The sequence below is a fragment of the Mucilaginibacter sp. NFR10 genome, from assembly GCF_900100445.1.
Classification (GTDB): Bacteria; Bacteroidota; Bacteroidia; order Sphingobacteriales; family Sphingobacteriaceae; genus Mucilaginibacter; species Mucilaginibacter rubeus.
Window position 1 is genome coordinate 496,895 of record NZ_FMTV01000002.1, and the last position, 19,698, is coordinate 516,592.

Annotated in this window: 19 protein-coding genes and 1 other RNA gene; 5 read left to right on the plus strand and 15 right to left on the minus strand. The window is 42.8% G+C overall.

All coding sequences use genetic code 11. The features are described from left to right. Positions 1-132 precede the first annotated feature (132 nt). The 3 genes from BLP33_RS09985 to argB form a co-directional block, all read right to left on the minus strand. Complete coding sequence (locus tag BLP33_RS09985; protein ID WP_090527078.1) at positions 133-1,509, minus strand: aspartate kinase; 1,377 nt, start codon at positions 1,507-1,509, stop codon at positions 133-135. A gap of 193 nt (positions 1,510-1,702) precedes the next feature. Continuing rightward, entirely contained in the window at positions 1,703-2,521 is an 819-nt protein-coding gene (gene proC, locus BLP33_RS09990; RefSeq protein WP_090527080.1) for a pyrroline-5-carboxylate reductase, read from the minus strand. After that, positions 2,518-3,363, minus strand: a complete 846-nt coding sequence (gene argB, locus BLP33_RS09995) for an acetylglutamate kinase (RefSeq protein WP_090527082.1) — start codon at positions 3,361-3,363, stop codon at positions 2,518-2,520. The genes proC and argB overlap by 4 nt, the downstream gene beginning before the upstream one ends. 204 nt (positions 3,364-3,567) lie before the next feature. Here argB and BLP33_RS10000 point away from each other — a divergent pair, with 204 nt between their 5' ends. Both BLP33_RS10000 and BLP33_RS10005 read left to right on the plus strand, forming a co-directional pair. Continuing rightward, the gene (locus BLP33_RS10000) at positions 3,568-4,866 is read left to right on the plus strand and encodes an NAD(P)/FAD-dependent oxidoreductase (RefSeq protein WP_139159970.1); all 1,299 of its coding nucleotides are present in this window, start codon (positions 3,568-3,570) and stop codon (positions 4,864-4,866) included. A 42-nt stretch (positions 4,867-4,908) separates the two neighbouring features. Beyond that, positions 4,909-6,156 carry a cation:proton antiporter gene (locus tag BLP33_RS10005; protein WP_090527084.1) on the plus strand — a complete coding sequence of 416 codons (1,248 nt, stop codon included), beginning with the start codon at positions 4,909-4,911 and terminating at the stop codon, positions 6,154-6,156. Positions 6,157-6,198: 42 nt separating this feature from the next. Here the strand turns inward: BLP33_RS10005 and BLP33_RS10010 are convergent, their stop codons facing one another. The 12 genes from BLP33_RS10010 to BLP33_RS10065 form a co-directional block, all read right to left on the minus strand. Further along, positions 6,199-6,807 carry an FMN-binding negative transcriptional regulator gene (locus BLP33_RS10010; protein ID WP_090527086.1) on the minus strand — a complete coding sequence of 203 codons (609 nt, stop codon included), beginning with the start codon at positions 6,805-6,807 and terminating at the stop codon, positions 6,199-6,201. An 83-nt stretch (positions 6,808-6,890) separates the two neighbouring features. After that, positions 6,891-7,838 carry an N-acetylornithine carbamoyltransferase gene (locus BLP33_RS10015; RefSeq protein ID WP_090527087.1) on the minus strand — a complete coding sequence of 316 codons (948 nt, stop codon included), beginning with the start codon at positions 7,836-7,838 and terminating at the stop codon, positions 6,891-6,893. A gap of 82 nt (positions 7,839-7,920) precedes the next feature. Then, positions 7,921-9,048: an aspartate aminotransferase family protein gene (locus tag BLP33_RS10020; RefSeq protein ID WP_090527089.1), complete on the minus strand. Its 1,128-nt coding sequence runs from the start codon at positions 9,046-9,048 to the stop codon at positions 7,921-7,923. Between the two features lie 69 nt (positions 9,049-9,117). After that, a complete protein-coding gene (gene argC / locus BLP33_RS10025; RefSeq protein ID WP_254780105.1) occupies positions 9,118-10,047 on the minus strand; it encodes an N-acetyl-gamma-glutamyl-phosphate reductase in 930 nt (309 codons plus the stop codon). Positions 10,048-10,184: 137 nt separating this feature from the next. Continuing rightward, the gene (locus BLP33_RS10030; RefSeq protein WP_090527651.1) at positions 10,185-10,589 is read right to left on the minus strand and encodes a cupin domain-containing protein; all 405 of its coding nucleotides are present in this window, start codon (positions 10,587-10,589) and stop codon (positions 10,185-10,187) included. A gap of 7 nt (positions 10,590-10,596) precedes the next feature. After that, positions 10,597-11,817, minus strand: a complete 1,221-nt coding sequence (gene argG, locus BLP33_RS10035) for an argininosuccinate synthase (RefSeq protein ID WP_090527093.1) — start codon at positions 11,815-11,817, stop codon at positions 10,597-10,599. 58 nt (positions 11,818-11,875) lie between these two features. Next, positions 11,876-12,238 carry a four helix bundle protein gene (locus tag BLP33_RS10040; protein ID WP_090527095.1) on the minus strand — a complete coding sequence of 121 codons (363 nt, stop codon included), beginning with the start codon at positions 12,236-12,238 and terminating at the stop codon, positions 11,876-11,878. Positions 12,239-12,286: 48 nt separating this feature from the next. Beyond that, positions 12,287-12,931, minus strand: coding sequence for an N-acetyltransferase (locus BLP33_RS10045; RefSeq protein ID WP_090527097.1), 645 nt, complete (start codon positions 12,929-12,931; stop codon positions 12,287-12,289). Positions 12,932-13,363: 432 nt separating this feature from the next. After that, positions 13,364-14,320, minus strand: a complete 957-nt coding sequence (locus BLP33_RS10050; protein ID WP_090527098.1) for a YpdA family putative bacillithiol disulfide reductase — start codon at positions 14,318-14,320, stop codon at positions 13,364-13,366. 86 nt (positions 14,321-14,406) lie between these two features. Continuing rightward, positions 14,407-14,505: signal recognition particle sRNA small type (gene ffs, locus BLP33_RS10055), an RNA gene on the minus strand. Between the two features lie 44 nt (positions 14,506-14,549). Next, on the minus strand, positions 14,550-15,179 hold the full coding sequence (locus BLP33_RS10060; RefSeq protein ID WP_090527100.1) for a 2'-5' RNA ligase family protein: 630 nt from the start codon (positions 15,177-15,179) through the stop codon (positions 14,550-14,552). Positions 15,180-15,191: 12 nt separating this feature from the next. After that, the gene (locus tag BLP33_RS10065) at positions 15,192-15,812 is read right to left on the minus strand and encodes a 2'-5' RNA ligase family protein (RefSeq protein ID WP_090527102.1); all 621 of its coding nucleotides are present in this window, start codon (positions 15,810-15,812) and stop codon (positions 15,192-15,194) included. Between the two features lie 75 nt (positions 15,813-15,887). Between BLP33_RS10065 and dinB the strand changes: the two genes are divergently transcribed. From dinB to BLP33_RS10085, 3 genes are all read left to right on the plus strand, one after another. Then, positions 15,888-17,072: a DNA polymerase IV gene (gene dinB / locus BLP33_RS10070; RefSeq protein WP_090527104.1), complete on the plus strand. Its 1,185-nt coding sequence runs from the start codon at positions 15,888-15,890 to the stop codon at positions 17,070-17,072. 347 nt (positions 17,073-17,419) lie between these two features. Further along, positions 17,420-18,643, plus strand: a complete 1,224-nt coding sequence (locus tag BLP33_RS10080) for an acyltransferase family protein (protein ID WP_090527107.1) — start codon at positions 17,420-17,422, stop codon at positions 18,641-18,643. 9 nt (positions 18,644-18,652) lie between these two features. Further along, complete coding sequence (locus BLP33_RS10085; protein WP_090527109.1) at positions 18,653-19,696, plus strand: sensor histidine kinase; 1,044 nt, start codon at positions 18,653-18,655, stop codon at positions 19,694-19,696. Positions 19,697-19,698: the final 2 nt, after the last annotated feature.

Here is a 19,698-nt window from a genome sequence, read left to right on the forward strand (position 1 = left end):
AAAGGTGAAAGGTGAAAGGTGAAAGGTGAAAGGTGAAAGGTGAAAGGTGAAAGGTGAAAGGCATTATGTTAAATTACCAAAAACAACCTTTGGCCTTTTACCTTTCGCCTTTCACCTCAAAGAATGCCTCCCTTAGCACATCGCCTTGTTCAAAGCGCGGATCGCCTCATCGAAATCTTCGCGGGCTATCAAAAACTGGATATTGACCATTCTTAGTGCAAAGCCACAGCTTTTGATATTGATCCCTTTTTGGGCCAATGCTGTTGCCGATTTGGCAAGTAAGCCCGGCTGATCCATGTTGGAACCTATCAGGCAAACCATCGCCATTTTTTCAACAGCAACTTTTTCGTAATTGTCTTCCAGTTCGCCAATCAGTTTTTTATTGTAGTCCTTCTCCCATATCACTATAGAAATGCTATTTGCGCTGGTGGCCTTGAAGCTGTAGCTAACGCCAAACTTGTAAAACAACTGCATGATATGAAAATCGGTGCCTACGTTACCTACCATTGAGGGATCGTAAATATCAATCATGATCACCTTATCGGTACCGGTGATAACCTCAACACGCTTTTTATCACAAATATATTCGCGGGTGATCAGCGTACCCGGGTGTTCCGGTTGAAAGGTGTTTTTGATCCGCAGGTCGATATCATTTATTTCCAGCGGTTTTGATGCTTTTGGGTGGATAGCTTCCATGCCCACGTCGGCTAACTGATCGGCAACATCATAGTTGGTATTACCTACCGGGAAACAGTTTTCAACGCCAACCAATTGAGGGTCGGCAGTGCAAAGGTGGTATTCTTTGTGGATAATGGCTTCCTGTGGTTGTACAGCCACAGCAATTTTACTGAAGGTAACTTCCGAATAGCCGCGGTCGAACTCGCGCATAATACCTTCCGTGCCTTTGGCGTAGCCGGTAACAACGGTAATGGTTTTTGAAAAATCAATATGGGCAAGGTCTTTCTTAATGCGTTGATCAATGGTTAATGCACGGTGGTCATGAAAACCGCTCAGGTCCACCAAAGTAGCATTGATACCCATATTTTGCAGGATATTGGTAAAGTTAAAAGCCGAGTGGCTTTCACCTATTGAGGCCAGGATCTCTCTCGCGGCCTGTAAAATGCCTTCTTTACCTACATACCCTGATGCCAGAATATTAGCCAGGTTCTCCAGATAGGTTTGAGCATCGTTGATCCTTGTTTCAATGTACCTATCGGCTTCGGCTATGTTCAAACCAAGGCCTTCATAAGTTTTATTGATCTGCTTTAAACGCGTAATTAATTGTTTTAACGGCGTATGGAAGTCCTTATAATTGGCAAGCTTGTGATATACGCCCGGCGCGCCTGTCTTTTTGTTTTCGAGCAGGAGGTTGGTTACCCCTGAAAATGCCGATACTACAAATATGCGGTTGTAAAGTTGTTCCCCGCTGCGTTCAAACAGGATAATGTTTTTGATCACATCACCCAAAGCGGTCATGGATGTACCGCCAATTTTTTCTACTGTTAACATTTTATATTGAAAGATCGACAGTCAAATACCATAACCATACCAATTGTTGTAGCTATTTATTAATTGGTTGAATGTAAATAGCTTGTATCTGAACTGCTTTTTTTAAAATAACTCATTTTGATATACGCTATCAAAACGATTGAAATATAATGATTAAAAGCTTTGAGCCTTCGGCCTTAAGCTTTTCGCTTAATTAACTATCCTTTTTATACAAATCACCTGCTTTTTCGGCAGATAAACGAATGCCCTTGATCATGGCTGAGCTGAAACCGTGGTGCTCCATTTCATTTAAGCCGGCAATGGTACAGCCGCTTGGCGAAGTTACCTTATCTATTTCCTGTTCAGGGTGCGATGCCAGTTGTAATAGCAGGTCGGCCGCACCTTTAGCGGTTTGGGCTGCCATCTTTAAAGCGTCATGCGCGTGAAAGCCAATCTCCGTTCCGCCTTGTGAAGCAGCGCGGATCGACCTTAAAAAGAAAGCGATACCACAGGCACAAAGAGCTGTGGCTGAGGTCATCAATTCTTCATTGATCTGGATAGTTACACCAACCGTATCAAACAATGATTTGGTCATGTTGATATTTTTATTGGTGCCGTTATCTGTAGCGATACAGGTCATGGAGTGGCCTATCGCAATCGCGGTGTTCGGCATTGCCCTGATCACCTGTACATTGAGGTCAAGGTGCTGGCGGATATCGGCACAGCTAACACCAGAGATAACAGATATCAATAATTGCTTATCTGGCTTTAAGGAAGGTTTGATCTCATCTAACAGTTTATTGAGTTGTTGCGGCAGTACGGCCAGCACAATAATATCGGCTTTGCGCACGGCACGCAGGTTATTGTCTGACACATGGTACCCCTGCTCGGCATATTGGGCCAGCGCAGCTACGTTACGACGGGTTAATGATATTTGCTGGGGTTTGCAAATACCCTTTTTAACTAAACCTTTGGCTAATGACAGCCCTATGTTACCGGAGCCTAATATTGAAATGTGCTGTTGTGCGTTCATGCGCTTTTTGTTAAACGTGTTCCAAATGGTTTGTTATCTTTCAATTGGCCCAAATCATCTGATTTGCCAATAATTACTGCCTTTACACCACAAGCAATTGCGGTAAAAGCGTTGTCAAGTTTAGGTAGCATACCACCATGTATTATCCTTTCCACTTTTAGTTCCTCGTAGTGCTGCGGGTTAATTTCCCTAATCAGCGATTCTTCGTCATTAATATCCTTTAGCACGCCCTTTTTTTCAAAGCAGTATATGAGGGTGGTTTCATATAATCCCGATAACGATACCGCCAGTGCCGAAGCAATGGTATCTGCATTGGTATTTAGCAGCTGCCCTTCGCCATCATGCGTTATAGCACAGAAAACGGGGGTAAAGCCTGCTTCCATTAACCGGCTGATATTTTCGGGGTTGATAGAGTCTTTAACAATATCCCCCACAAAACCATAGTCAATAGTTTTTACCGGCCGTTTAACCGCTTTAATAAAGTTGCCATCGGCACCGGTGAGGCCTATGGCGTTGTTGCCAAAACGCTGCAACTGGGCTACAATATTTTTATTGATGAGGCCTCCGTAAACCATGGTGACCACTCTCAGCGTTTCAATATCAGTGATGCGCCTGCCATCAACCATTTTCGATTCAATACCTAAATCTTCGGCCATTTGTGTGGCCACTTTTCCACCGCCATGTACCAGGATCTTCAGGCCGTCGAGCGCTTCAAAGTCCTTTAAAAAATGATATAGGTTTTCAGAGTTATCAATAACGTTTCCACCTATTTTGATTATATAAAGGCTCTTATTTGATGGTAATTTACCCGTTTTGATATGATCTGTATCAATTTTATTCATTCCAGCTGTTAATATAACTCTTTTGGTGCCAAATTTCCACTTTTTTAAGCGGAAAACTGTTAAAATTACGAAAATATCGTGTGTTTTTTCAAAAATTGATTTAAAAATGAATAATGGGACTTGCAGTTTAAGTTTACAATTTGATTATGAAAGAATTAGTAATATTGGAAAACTTTAAGGCATTATCCTTGCTTATAACTATCTATGGAGCAAAAAAAGAATACCAGACCGCGGGTGGCAATTATAGGAGGAGGATTTGGCGGAATCCATTTAGCCAAAAAATTGAAAGATGCGCCCGTTGACGTACTGATGATTGATAAGCATAACTATCACACGTTTCAGCCTTTGTTGTACCAGGTGGCGGGGGGCTCCATAGCTGCCGATTCAATTGGCTTTCCATTGCGACGGATCTTTACGCGGCAAAAGAATTTTCGCTTCGCGCTTGCTGAGGTGCAAAAGATCAATCCCGAAACTAATACGCTTGATACTGACATCGGTACCATTTATTACGATTACCTTGCTATAGCTACCGGCTCCAATACCAACTTTTTTGGTAACGAAGAGATAGAGCATTTTGCTATGCCGATGAAGAATATCCCGGAGGCCTTAAACTTAAGGAGCCTGATCCTGCAAAACCTCGAAATGTCGCTCGTATCTAAAGATCCGGAAGAAAAAGCGGCGCTAATGACCTTTGTGGTTGTAGGAGGAGGGCCAACCGGTGTGGAGTTATCTGGTGCACTTGCCGAAATGCGCGAGTTGATATTAATGAAGGATTACCATGGTTTGCGTAAACACAGCATGAGTGTTTACCTTGTTGAAGGTAAAGCGGAACTGCTGGCCGCGTTTTCGCCGGGGGCGAGGGCCAAGGCCAAAAAGTTTTTGCAGGATATGGACGTAACCATTTATAACAGCGCACACGTGGAAAGCTATAATGGCTATGAACTAAAGATAGATAACGGCACATCACTGTTAACCCGTAATGTACTTTGGGCGGCAGGAGTAAAGGGGGAATTTCCTGAAGGTATTTCTGCCGATAATATAGCGCGGGGTAACCGAATCCTGGTTGATGAATTTAATAAGGTAAAAGGCTACGAAAATATTTACGCCATAGGTGATGTTGCCGCTATGATCACCGAGGAGTATCCAAACGGGCATCCAGGTGTTGCACCGGTAGCTATCCAGCAGGGACAAAATCTGGGTGAGAACGTTTACCGAATGTTCGACCGTAAGCCGTTGGTGCCCTTTAAATACAGGGATAAAGGTTCGCTTGCAACCATAGGCCGAAATAAAGCCGTGGCCGACTTGGGGAAAATTCATTTCCAGGGATTTTTTGCCTGGCTGGTGTGGGGATTTGTACACATCATGTCGCTGGCAGGCTTTACCAATAAGGGTATCATATTTTTTAGCTGGGCCATCAACTATTTTACCAAAAATAGCGACAACCGACTCATCGTACGCTATTTTGATACCGAAACCCGAATGACGGATCCCGAATCGAGATAAAAACAAACAATAATCCTTTTGAATCCTTACTTGTAAGTATTTATGGATCTGTTTGTTGTAATTGCTTTATTGGTTATTGTCAGCGCGGTTTTCTCGTACCTTAATGCGCGGTTTATTAAATTGCCGGGCACTATCGGCATTGTGCTGCTGGCAACCATTACTTCTATCACCATACTTATTGTAGATAAGATTGATTCGTCGATAGCGGATTACCTGGGTACACTTGCCAAAAATATCAACTTTTCAAAAGCGGTATTGAATGTGCTGCTTGGTTTTCTGCTTTTTTCAAGCTCATTTAACCTGGATGGCCGGAAGTTGAAGAGAGAAATGCGACCGGTATTTGTGTTGAGCACATTGGGGGTTATCATTTCGACTGCGGTGTTTGGATGCCTGTTGTTTTATGTAGCCCCATTTTTTCATATCCATATGCCGCTGATCTATTGTCTGTTGTTCGGCGCTTTGATTTCACCCACCGATCCGGTGGCGGTTGCAGCCATTATCCGTAATTCAAAGTTACCTGCCAATCTTGAAACCATTATTTCGGGCGAATCCCTTTTTAATGATGGAATTGGGCTGATCCTGTTTGTGATCATCCTGGAGGTGGCTCGGGTAGGAGAAGAGAAAATTGAACTGGCTAAGGTTATATTGCTTATTGTTAAAGAAATTATTGGCGGGATAGTGGCCGGCGTCATTTTAGGTTATGTCGCTCACCGGTTGATGCGCTCGGTTAAGGATTTTCAGACTATCGTATTGATCTCGCTGGCCTTAGTAATGGGTTTATCCGTATTGGCAGTTTTGCTTGATTTTTCAATTCCATTGTCGGTTGTTACAGCGGGACTGTTTGCCGGGAGCCAATCTATTAACCAGGATAATAAAGAACGGTCGCACGAGGCGCTGGAGAAATTCTGGAAACTGGTTGATGAGATACTGAATACGATTTTGTTTGTGATGATAGGCCTGCAGCTGGTCAATCTGCCCTTTGTAAATAACTACTGGGTAACAGGAAGCCTTTCTATAGTTACAGTTTTAATAGCCCGTTGGCTGAGTATTATGCTGCCTCTAACGTTTTTAAGGCATACTCTTAAAGTGAACTATAGCAATATCAACATTATGACCTGGGCCGGTCTGCGCGGGGCTATATCTATAGCCCTTGCGTTGTCTTTACCCAATACGCCATACCGGCACCTGATTTTGTCCGGCAGTTATTTTATTGTGATATTTTCGGTAATAGTTCAGGGATTGACGTTGAACAGAATGATAAACAGCGCTTCCAAAAAGATAGAAGAATAAACCATGCTGCGCGGGTTTGGTGCAGCGTAACCCGGTAGGATATTATTTAAGAAGCGACATGTATTTGCCAATCTCCGCTTCAGTAGTGTCCGTACTTTTGCCTAATGCATTGATGATGTTTTCCCGTTCCGTTTCGCTACGGTTTTGACTAAGTTTTTGTTTGCCTTGCAGATCATCAACGATGATCTCAAAAGCTACAATCCCTTTCATCATTCGTTGTTTATATTCATCTGGCAGGTTATTCCATTGGGTTAGATAATCAGCCTCGTAATTACTGATCATTTGCGCTAACAAACCGGCAGTTTGTTCACCCTCTGATAAAATGGTTGCTTTGCCATAAGCGTGTACAGCGATATAATTCCAGGTAGGTACGTTGGTTTCCTTTTCGTAATGTTTAGGTGAGATATAGGCGTGAGGCTCTGTAAATATCACCAATCCATCTTTCCCAATGATCTCCGTAGCCTGTGGATTTGCTTTGGCGAAATGAGACGACAAAACAATTTTGTTATCGCGTTTGCTTACCAGGAAGGGAAGATGGGTAGCAAACGGAACGTTATCAGTAGCTGTTACAATTGTTGCAAAGCTATAGCGCTGCATAAAGCTGATTGCTTCCTGCTCATCCGTTAACTGGAAATGTTTTGGCGTATACATGGGAAGGAAAGATTTAAGACGAGAAGAAGCAAGAACCAAGACAGATTTGCTTTGATTCTTGCTTTTATATGAACAACAATTACTTACATACGTTCCAACATCTGTTTGAGCACAGCTTGCGCGGCCCAAACACGGTTGCCGGCTTCATGTACCACAATTGAGTTTGGCCCGTCTAATATTTCGTCAGAGAGCTCCAGGTTACGGCGTACCGGTAAGCAATGCATTACTTTGGCATTGTTGGTTTGCTCCAGCTTTTTGTTAGTAAGCATCCACTCTTCGTGTTTACCTAATATATTGCCATAAGGCTCATACGCCGACCAGTTTTTTACGTAGATGAAATCCGCGCCGGCTAAAGCCTCATCCTGATCATAGGAGATATTTGCACCCTGGGTAAAATCGGTACAAAGCTCATATCCTTTAGGCTGCACGATAGTAAAGTCGACATCCGCCTTGCACATCCACTCCGAGAATGAGTTTGGAACAGCTTGCGGCAATGGTTTGATATGCGGTGCCCAGGTTAATACCACTTTTGGGCGTACTGTTGTTTTCAGCTCTTCAATAGTGATCAAGTCGGCCAAACTTTGCAGCGGGTGGCGGGTAGCTGATTCCAGGCTCACAACAGGCACTTTGCAAAACTCAACAAACTTGTTGAAAATCATCTCACTATAATCTTCCTCACGGTTCCTTAAGCCGGGGAACGAACGAACCCCAATAATATCAGCGTATTGGCCCATAACGCCTGCGGCTTCACGGATATGCTCAACAGTAGTGCCATCCATGATGACGCCGTCGCGCAGTTCAAGTGCCCAGCCTTCTTTATCGATATTGAGCACCATTACATTCATGCCCAAATTGATAGCAGCTTTTTGTGTACTCATACGGGTACGTAAACTTGGATTTAAAAACACCAATGCAAGTGTTTTATTTTTACCAAGCTTTTGGTGGGCAAATGGATCCAGCTTAAGCGCCAATGCCTCTTTTACAAGCGCGTTAACATCGGCAACATCATTAACAGAAGAGAATAGTTTCATGAACTTACAATTTTTGGGTGAGTTGTTCTGCTATTTATTTTTTTAAGTCTCCCCCTTCAGGGGGAGATTTAGAGGGAGCGTCTTATTGATTCAATACATTAACAAAGGCTTCCAGGAACCTATCAGCGTGGGCCTTAGTTAAATTCAAAGCAGGTAATAGCCTGATTACGTTTGGCTTAGCTTCGCCGGTAAATATATGGTGCTTGTTCAGCAGTTCTTTACGCGCATGGGCCAATTCCTCAGGCAATTCAATCCCGATCATCAACCCACGACCACGAACCTCCTTAACCTGTTCCAGCTTGTTAAGCTCCTTTATTAAGTAGCCGCCAACTTCGGCGGCGTTTTGTAACAGGTTATCCTGTTCCATAGTTTCAAGAACAGCCAAGCCTGCAGCGCAAGCCAGATGGTTTCCACCAAAAGTAGTACCTAACATGCCATATGCCGGCTGTATTTTAGGCGAAATAATGATACCTCCCACGGGGAAACCATTACCCATGCCTTTAGCCATGCTGTAGATATCAGCATTAACACCGGCAAAATCATGCGAGAAGAATTTACCTGTACGGCCGTAACCGCATTGTACAGAATCGGCAATGAATACGGCATTATATTCATCGCACAATGAACGGATCTTTTGCAGGAAGCCCTCAGGAGCAACCTGGATACCACCAACACCCTGAATACCTTCGATAATTACTGAAGAGATTTCGTTGTTTTTGAATGCTTCTTCCAGCGCTGCCTCATCGGCCCATGGCAAAAAGATCACGTTATCAGTTTCATTGATAGGCGCAACGATCTTAGGATTATCCGTAACGGCAACCGCCAATGAGGTGCGGCCGTGAAACGCTTTGCGGAACGCGATAACCTTCTTTTTACCATTATAAAAAGAAGCCAGTTTTAAAGCATTCTCATTAGCCTCGGCACCGGAGTTGCACAGAAATAATTGGTAATCTTCCTTACCCGAAACTTTACCTAACTTTTGCGCTAACTCTTTTTGAATAGGGATCTCGATAGAGTTAGAGTAAAAGCCAAGTTTATGCAATTGATCTTCTAAACGTTTTACGTAATGCGGATGGGTATGACCAATTGAGATTACAGCGTGGCCACCATACATGTCAAGGTATTCAGTATCGTGAGCGTCATAAACTAAACTGCCCTGACCTCTAACTATATTAATAGGGTTTATAGGATAAACGTCAAATAATTTCATTTCTTAAATGGTATAAAAATTTAGTACTTAATTAGTAACAGAACTTTCAGAATTCGGCGAGCAGCTCCGTTAAAAGCCGATCGCCTTAAGTCGTAAGCCTGCGCGCTCGTCCAGCCCGAACAATAAGTTCATGTTCTGTACTGCCTGACCGGAAGCGCCCTTAAGTAAATTGTCCATTATGCTGATAATGAATATTTTGTTGTCGTGTTTTTTTACCTGCACAAAGCATTTATTAGTATTCACAATCTGCTTTAAATCAATATTTCGATTGGTTACATGCGTAAACGGATGACCATCGTAGTAGCTTTGGTAAAGTGCTAATGCTTCTTCCTCGCTCAGATCGCTCTCAGTATAAATTGAAGCGATAATGCCACGGGTAAAATCGCCACGGTAAGGAATAAAGTTGATAGCCTTATCAAAACCGGCTTGTAGCTGCCTCAATGACTGACCGATCTCGTTTAAATGCTGGTGACTAAATGCTTTGTAAACAGAAAGGTTATCATTACGCCATGTAAAATGCGAGGTAGGTGACAAGCTTTGACCTGCACCAGTTGAACCTGTTGTAGCAGTAACGTGTACTTCGTTGTTTAGCAAACCTTTTGAAGCCAAGGGAAGCAGGCCCAATTGCAAACAGGTAGCAAAACACCCCGGGTTAGCAATATTAGCAGCCGTTTTTATGGCTTCACGATTTAATTCTGGTAAGCCATAAACAAAGCTTTTGCCGTTTAAAGTTGAGTTTTGATTAAGCCTGAAATCCTGGCTTAAATCAATGATCTTAACCGAATCGGGAATAGCGTTTGCTTCCAGGAACTTTTTGGCATCACCGTGGCCAACGCAAAGGAAAAGTACATCAATATCTGTAGATAATTCGGCCGCAAATTTCAGATCGGTATCACCAAACAGGTCGGTATGTACCTGGTAAACATAGTTACCCGCGTTGCTGTTGCTATGAACAAAAGCAATCTCCACGTTAGGATGGTTGATCAGGATCCGGAGCATTTCGCCACCGGTGTACCCTGCTCCGCCAATTATGCCTGCACGTATCGCCCCCCCGCCCCCTGAAGGGGGAGCAAGAGTAGCGTCATTATTATCTTTAAATTCAGTCATAATTTTAACAATTATTCCCCTTTAGGGGGTTAGGGGGCTAAATTTATCCGATCATTATTTGTAGATGGATATGAATATAAAATAAACTCGAGGTCGCTCCGGTCGTTATTGCTGATGAAATGCTTTTGACCCGGATGGATCTCGATACCCTGTTCGGGCTTCAATACCGTAACCTCGCCGTCTATCGAAAATGTAGCCCTTCCTTTCAAAATAAAAAACACCTGTGTGGCTTTTTCGTGGTAATGCAATTGCTCTGCAGTATCTGGCGGCATCAGCTCCTGCTTAACGGACAGGGCTTCAGTATCAATGAAGGTCCATCCGTGGCAATCATCGCCCCAGTTATAATGCTTTATGCAATCACCTTTTGAAAATACGCCCCCTCCGCCCCCTAAAGGGGGAACCGGAACGTTGGATTCATTGATTGGATTAGCCATTCTTTCTTTATTGAGCATTTGCTCCCCCTTCAGGGGGCTGGGGGGCGGCATTTACTTTATGATAGATCATTACCTGGTTGCCAAATATTTTGGAGAACCCTTTAACGTCTTCGCCGCTCCAGGCGTTGTTCATTTCTCCATAGCTGCCAAACTTGTTCGACATCAGATCGTATGGTGATTCAATGCCTACTACCTGGAAGCGATATGGGTGTAACTGAACAAATACTTTACCTGTAACGTTTTTCTGAGTATCGGTTAAAAAAGCTTCGATATTGCGCATGATCGGGTCATGGAACTGACCTTCATGCAGCCAGTTGCCATAGAAAGATGATAACTGATCTTTCCATGAAAGCTGCCATTTGGTTAGCACATGTTTCTCTAAAGTATGGTGAGCTTTGATGATCACCATAGGAGCAGCGGCCTCAAAGCCTACACGGCCTTTAATGCCGATAATGGTATCACCAACGTGAATATCCCGGCCAATGCCATAAGGCTGAGCGATAGCCTGTAATGCCTGGATAGCCTTGGTTGGATGATCATATTTTTCATCACCGATAGCTACCAATTCACCTTTTTCAAAAGTAAGCACAAGATCTTTTACTTCAGACTTGGTAACTTGTGTAGGCCATGCTTCTTCAGGTAAGCCAAGGTTTGAAGTAAGTGTTTCTTTACCACCTACTGATGTGCCCCAGATCCCTTTGTTGATAGAGTATTTAGCTTTCTCGAAGTTCATATCAACACCATGTTTTTTTAGGTATTCGATTTCTTCTTCACGGCTCAGTTTCAGGTCGCGGATAGGGGTGATGATCTTTACTTCAGGTACAAGGATATTGAAGATCATATCAAAACGCACCTGGTCATTACCTGCGCCTGTGCTGCCATGGGCAACAAATTCGGCACCAATTTCTTTAGCGTAGTTAGCAATAGCAGTTGCCTGGCTTACGCGTTCGGCACTTACAGATAGCGGATAGGTGTTGTTTTTTAATACGTTACCATAAATTAAAAAGCGTACGCAGGTGTTGTAAAAGTTTTCGGTTTCATCAACCACATGGTGCGAAGTAACGCCCATTTTATAAGCGCGTTCCTCAACGCCTTTTAACTCTTCCTCGCTAAAACCGCCGGTATTTACAATAACCGAATGAACCTCATAACCAAGATCCTGTGTTAAATAAATACAGCAAAATGAGGTATCCAAACCTCCGCTATAAGCTAATACTACTTTTTTCATTTTTTAAGGTTAAAGGCGAAAGGTTAAAGCTAAAAGGTTTCGCCTTGTACGTTTTATATTAATTATCGCTTCTCAAAAATTTTATAAACCCAATTAACATTGCTTTCACTTCGTTAATTGAGGTGTTTGTTTTATCGTAAATTTCAGTTGGAATAAATCCCAAATCATAAATCAGATAAACGGTATATTCTACTTCGTGTGCAGACCCCAACGCATTATCCAGATAATGAGTGAAATCTTTATCAGTGTTTTTACCACACCCTTCAACTATATTTAAAGGGATAGAATAAGTGGATCTACGTAGTTGATTAGTTAAGGCGAATTGTTCTTCACGGGGCATTATGGGCAGTATATCCGCATACACTTGCTTTGTAAGCAAATGCGCCTTTTTCCAAACATCAAGTTTTTTATAGTCTCTCATATGGTGCAGCTACCTTTAACCTTTCGCCTTTAACCTTTTACCTAATTCTTAAACATCATGTTTTATACGTTTCTTTATGGCGTTCTCAATACGCTCAAGCAAAGTCGCTTTGTGCGTAATGCGCTGCATTTTCTCCTCGTATTCTTTTTGTTTTTCGGCAGGATCAAAAAGCATGGCGGTGCACATGCAGTTTTTGCGGTTTTTGCTGGTTAAAATGTCAAAGTTTACGCAGCTTTTGCAGCCGGCCCAAAAGTTTTCGTCCTGGGTTAGTTCTGAATAGGTAACCGGCTCGTAACCAAGCTCCGAGTTGATCTTCATTACCGCCAAACCGGTTGTTAACCCAAATATTTTGGCATTAGGGTATTTGGTACGCGATAACTGGAAAATTCGGTGTTTGATGGCTTTTGCCAATCCCGCCTTACGGAACTGCGGATTAACAATAAGGCCCGAATTGGCAACAAAGTCGCCGTGGCTCCAGGTTTCAATATAGCAGAAACCGGCCCAGGTACCGTCTTTATGCAGGGCTATAACCGCCTTGCCTTCCAGCATTTTATTAGCAACGTATTCGGGCGAGCGTGTAGCTATACCAGTTCCGCGCGCCTTGGCCGATTCGGCCATCTCATCGCAAATCATAGTGGCATAATCTACATGCTGTGCAGTAGCAACCTGAATATCAAAATCTTGTATTGTCATTTAAATAGATAATTACCGTGAAATTAATTGGCTTTATAAGCCTTAAATAATTAGATGGTTTTTTTAAAAAGACGTTTAAAAAACTCTTTTTGTGTGGACAGGAGAAAAATTAATTCAAACCCGTGGCATGTAGGTCCTTCGTCGGAGAGGGCAGTTTAAAAAAACAGTTGAACCCAAGGCAGCAGCAACCGGAGCAAAATTTGCTCTTGTAGCGGGCTTATTTAAGCTTGGTGTATTCATTTTTTTGTTGAATTACTGTGTTTTTAATTTGCTGCAAATTAGGCTATAAAATTTTATTTATACAAGAAAAAAATGTGATTATTTGTTGGTTGGTGAATGGTTGATTAAGTTTATTGAATGAGTGGTTGGTTTGTTGTTGTAACTCGCAGATTTACAGCAATAACTATTCACCTAATCAACCCAATCAACCGTTCACCTCCCAGCCACAATATCATTGATGATCATATCAGCATGAACGCGGGAGTTTTCAATGAACCAAAGATGGGTATCAAGGCCGCCGCAAACCACCCCGGCAAGGTATAAACCAGGCATATTTGTTTCCATGGTTTCGGGGTTGTATTGGGGGATGAATTTATCTTCAGAAAGAATAATACCAAGCTTTTTCAGGAACTCAAAATTGGGTTTATAGCCTGTCATCGCCATTACAAAATCATTAGGGATAGTGATTAATCCTTCCGGGGTTTGAATATCGACTTCATTTTCGCGGATGGCTTCGAGGTTTGAATTGAAATAGGCTTTTATGCTGCCTTCTTTGATGCGGTTAATAATATCCGGTCTTACCCAATATTTAACCCGGTTGCTTACCTCGCTGCCGCGGATCACCAAAGTTACTTCGGCGCCTTTGCGATAAGTTTCAAGCGCCACGTCGATTGCCGAATTGCTCGAGCCTACTACAACTACTTTTTGCAGGGTATAATAATGGGGGTCCTGGTAGTAGTGTTTTACTTTGGGCAGGTTTTCACCGGGGATATCAAGGTTTACCGCGATATCATAAAAGCCGGTTGAAAGGATCACTTTTTTAGCCTGGTATGTTGCCTTTTTTGTGATGATGGTATAAAAGCCATCTTCCGGCTTTACTTCGGTAACCTCTTCAAAAAGGTGAATAGGCAGGTTATTTGAAAGTGCTACCCGGCGATAATACTCCAAAGCATCATTGCGGGTTGGTTTGTTATGTACGGTAACAAAGGGAACCCCGCCAATTTCCAGCTTCTCGGATGTAGAAAAGAAAGTCATGGTAGCAGGGTAGTTGTATAATGAATTTACAAGTGTGCCTTTTTCAACAATTACAAAACTTAAACCAGCTTTTTGAGCGGCAAGTCCGCAAGCTAAACCTATCGGGCCACCACCAATAATGAATATATCGAGCATTTATATACAGTTAAGAAATTAAAGAAATTGTGAACCGGTGCAGGTTCGGGGCACGTTTGCCGGTACGGCAAAAATAAGAAAATAAAAAAGGGTAAGCTACTTTTATCGCGCCGCTCAACTCTCTACCCTTGCTGTGTTCCCACCCTGGGGGAGTTCAAGAGGAGCTGGCCGTAAAAGACTTACCCCGGCGCAAATATAGAAAAAGGTAGCGTTTATGGTTAAGAAAATGTTAAAAAAGGCTTATCTGTTGATTTATAGATGGATAATTTTTAATTTGCCTTGCTATAGCCAGATTATCGTACTTCGTTAACACGTTTTCATCTCCCCGAAATTCAAATTCGCGATAAGTTTTGGCATGTTGATCAAGATCCAGCAGCAGATTTTTCAAAATAGTAAGCCGGTTCACAACAAATTTTACCTTCATTTCCCTTTTTTGAAAATAGGGCCAAAGCAGGTTAAATTGTTCGGGTGTGATGGCCCTTGCTACGGTAATATGAGGTATGGTACTGCTATCACCGACTATGTCCTTTAAGAATTTTAACCAGTATTGGTTTTGCTCTGTAAGTTTAAGCTTTGCAAAAATGGTTTTATTGTAGTTATTGCCTTCATTAAAGCAATCAAATCCATCTATTTCAAAAATAACCAGAGGCAGCAAACTAAGTTTCCTGCTCAGGAACGAGAAGCCCTGAACGTCTACATCAAGCGGTTTGCGCGGATAATTGTTTATAGTAATATGTGCCCGTGCATGCATGCTGGGATAATTGCCGATAACGCGTTTTGCCTCGTTTTTTAATTTCCGGATCATAACATCTACATGATCAGGTATCGGGAGGATAAAATGATAAAATGCGTAGTCCATGATTATTATTTTTTAAATGAATAAATTGATCTGATCGGGATCGCCGGTTTTGAGCAGCTCCAGTTCATCACGGGTATAACCCGGGCCGGTCATGTTTTTAAATTCAAAAACCTTAAACTTATCCCATTTGGCAAAGGTATCAAGGGTATCCCGTTTTAATATGGTAAGTTCTTTAACCCAAAATGGCTCCACCAATTTTTTATGCTTAAAATGCGGCCAAAGTGTATCGAAATCTTTTTCGGCAATATCACGCACAACCGTTATATGTGGGATAAGATTCTTTTTAATGCGCAGCTTCTTTTTTAAGGTGTTAAACCAGTCGTCGGTAGCGGGTGTTGCGCGGATGTTGGCGTAAATGGTCATGCGGCTATGTAAGTGGGTGAAATGATAAAAACCATCCATATGCAGCAATACCGGTGGCATGGTATTCAGGGCTTGTTCCATCAATTCCAGGTTTTTATCGGCCATAAAAGGCTTTTGCCTTTCCAGGTGTTGTATAGAGATATGAGCAGGCGAATCCATACTTTTATAATTGCCGATGAGCCTTGCCGATGCTTTTTTATAGCGTGAAATCTCATGCCTCACCGTTTCGGGAGGGGATAATAACAGCAGGTAATCTTCGTATATACTCATTTGCTTCACAATTTCTATACGTCAAATATGCTAATAAAATTAGCAAAATACAAAAAATATTAGCATTTTTGTTATGTGGAAGCTAAACGTTATATTGTTCATATCGATCTTGATTCGTTCTTCGTTTCGGTAGAGCGGAAGTTTCATCCTGAACTGATCGGTAAGCCGGTGATCATAGGAGGCTCGGCCGAAAGGGGAGTTGTGGCTTCCTGCAGTTATGAGGCAAGGGCTTTTGGTGTGCATTCGGCTATGCCTACCCGGCAGGCTTTAAAGCTTTGTCCGGATGCCATTCTTATTCGCGGTTCGCACGAGCGCTATGGCGAAGCCTCACGCGAGGTTACGCAGATCATTCATGATACAGTGCCCCTGTATCAAAAAACATCGGTTGATGAGTTTTATATAGATTATACCGGGATGGACCGCTTTTTTGATTGCTACCATGAAGCCACTAAGCTTAGGCAGAAGGTAATCAAAGAAACGGGCCTGCCTATATCCTTCGGTATGGCATCAGGCAAAACCATAGCAAAAATGGCTACAAACCAGGCCAAGCCCAACGGGCAAATGTTTGTAAAGCATGGAGATGAACTGAAGTTCCTGGCCCCGCTTAACATTGGTAAAATCCCTGGCCTGGGCGAAAGTACCCGCAATAAGTTATATCAATACGGCATCGAAAAAATAGGTGATCTGCACCGCACCAATATCCGTTTCCTGGAAACTATTTTTGGTAAATACGGGCACTCGCTTTGGGAAAAAGCCAATGGTATCGATCATAGCGAAATCGTTTCCCATTCCCACAGAAAATCTATTAGCACCGAGCATACTTTCCATACCAATGTGTCTGATCACCGCACACTTGAAACTACTTTAGTATCCATGACGGAAGAGCTGTCGTCCAAATTACGTCGGGAAAACAAGCTTTCATCATGTCTGGCTATTAAGTTGCGCTACGGTAATTTTGAAACCCATACCCAACAGCAAAAAATAGCCCTTACAGCGGCAGAACATATCCTGATCCCCGGGGTGAAGAACCTGCTTAAAATGGCCTGGGACCAGCACCGGCCTATCAGACTGATAGGCGTACGGCTAAGCGATCTTTGCACAGGAAGTTACCAGATCAACCTGTTTGAGGATAATGAAGAACGCATCAAACTTTACCAGGCCATGGATCAGATCAATTTCAAGTTCGGCGATAAAACCATCTGCCGGGCTGCCGGAATGGAAATTGGTACGAGGAATTTTAATCCGTTTATGCGCGGCTGACCGTTGATTGTTTTGTGACGAGTTAATTGTTTAAAAAAGGCGCAGGATTGTGCGATTCCCTCCCCTGGGAGGGTGTAGGGAGGGGTTTCATCGTTTTGCCTATTCCTTTGAAATGGCGGATAAACCCCTCCCTGCCACTACACATTCCAGCCACACCCCTCCCAAGGGAGGGAATTAAAAATCTTCCGAACGCCGCTCGGCTCCAGCCGGGTGGCAACTATCAACCGGCCTCTGGCCGCCATGGGAAATGTTCTTGCTTTCAACCAATGGTCAAAGGTTTTTTACCATTGGTCAAAGTAATTTTATGGGGCGATGGGTTGTGACTTCTTTTGATAAAAAAAGAAATCATGGAAACCGCACAACGTCAAACCTACCTCGATTGGCTGAGGATCTTATCCATATTGGGGGTGTTATTTTTTCATTCGGCAATGCCTTTTGTTGCCGAGGACGGCTGGCACATCAAAAACCACGAAACCAGCAACCTGATGATGGAATCAAATCATTTTTTACACCTTTTTCGCATGCCGCTGCTCTTTTTTATTTCAGGTACCGTGAGTTACTACATGATGCAGCGGCGCTCTACACTCAGTTTCATCGGCTTGCGCTTCCGCCGTCTTTTTATTCCGTTGTTGGTGGGCATGTTCATCATTGTGCCGCCGCAGATCTACATGGAACGATTAGCCAATGGTTACAAAGGCTCATTCCTGAATTTCTATCCCAGTACATTTAACTTTCAGCCATATCCCAAAGGCAATTTCAGCTGGCACCACCTCTGGTTTATAGCCTATCTGTTTCTTTATGACCTCATCTTCGCGCCATTATTTGCCTGGATGATCTCGCCCAAAAGCAACGGCTTTAAACAAAAGCTTGCCGTTTTGGCCCGGGGAAAATGGGTTTATTTATTGATGCTGCCCGGAATCCTGTGGTTTACCTTCACCAGCTGGGACCTCCCCGAAACCAATGACCTGATCCATGATGGCAGTTACTTTGTTTACTGGCTATTGTTCCTCCTGGCAGGTTTTATCTGCATCCTGCAGCCTAAACTGATGGACAGCCTTGAGCGCAATCGCCGTTTTGCCTTAACCATCGGTTTTTTAAGCCTGATGATGTGGGAAGTAATGCGCTGGAACGGCATCGAACCTTTGCATCCCCACTGGCCTTTTCAAAATATCGCATTCTCCTATGCTTTTACCGCATTGCGCCCAATCATTGCCTGGGGATGGGTGTTGGCGCTGGTTGGCTATGGCAAACATTATTTAAATAAGCCTCATAACGCGCTCAATTATTTAAATCAGGCGGTATATCCGTTTTACATATTGCACCAAACCGTTATTGTATTAATTGCCTATTATATTGTGCAAACGCAAAATGAAAGCATCCTATCAAAATATATTTATACAGTAGGCATTACCTTTTTTGTAACGGTGCTTACCTATCATTTGTTAGTACGCCCTTACGCTTTAACCCGGTTTTTATTTGGTATGAAACCAAAGGAAAAACTCAAAACTGTGCCGATCCCGGAGATAGTGGAGACAAAACCCGAACCTGTCCTTTCTGCCTTAAATTTGTAATTTGCTGATATGAAATTTTTCAGGAAGTACATTTTTCCGGCATCGTATGGCTTACTGGTATATTTTACCATAAGGCTGTTACATGATACTGACATTGGCCAGCATTTTTGGGAAAGGGATTTTTATGTTAATGGCATTGAAATGGCCTGTTCAATTTTGGTGGGCTATTTGGCAATCTATATTTTTGAACGGCTTTTTAAGTGCTATGACAGGCACCGGACGGTACAGCTATCCTACGGGGCTGTAGTGAGGGAGTTGGCCATATTGGTGGGAGCAAATTTGATATTAGTGAACGTCGTATTTGTTCCGATGGTCATGGCCCTGCACGTAAGCCAGGGCATAGATGAGCTGATGCCCTGGGCAGATGTGGCCGATATTAATATGATCCCCACTTTGTACGCTATTGTTTATTATGGAATTGCACGTAGCAGCACCTGGCTAAAGGCCTATGTAAATAATAAGATGCAACTGGAAAAGCTCACCAACGATCAGCTGGAAACCGAATTGAAGTTTCTAAAAGCCCAATATCATCCGCATTTTTTATTTAATGCCCTGAATACTATTTATTTCCAGATGGATGAAGATGTGCCCGGTGCCAAAAGGAGTACCGAGTTATTATCGAGCCTGTTGCGCTATCAGCTTTATGACCAACACCAGCAAGTGCCCGTTAAGCAGGAGCTGGAGTATCTTGAAAATTATATCCGGCTGCAGCAGATCAGGGCGAGCAGCAAAATGCAGCTCAATGTTAATTTTGAAGGATGTTTAACGGATCAGCTCATCTATCCGCTGCTTTTGCTGCCACTGGTTGAAAACGCTTTTAAGTATATAGGCGGTGAATATAAAATAGCCATTGAAGGGCGCATTATTGACCATAAATTTGTTTTTAAAGTTTATAACGATGTACCCGCAAATATGAAAGCCCCCGATAATTACAGCGGTATTGGTTTGGAAAACTTAAGCCGCAGATTACAATTGCTTTATCCGGATAAACATAAACTAACCGCTGGCCGCGTAGAAGATCATTATACAGCAATACTTGAATTGAATATATAAAA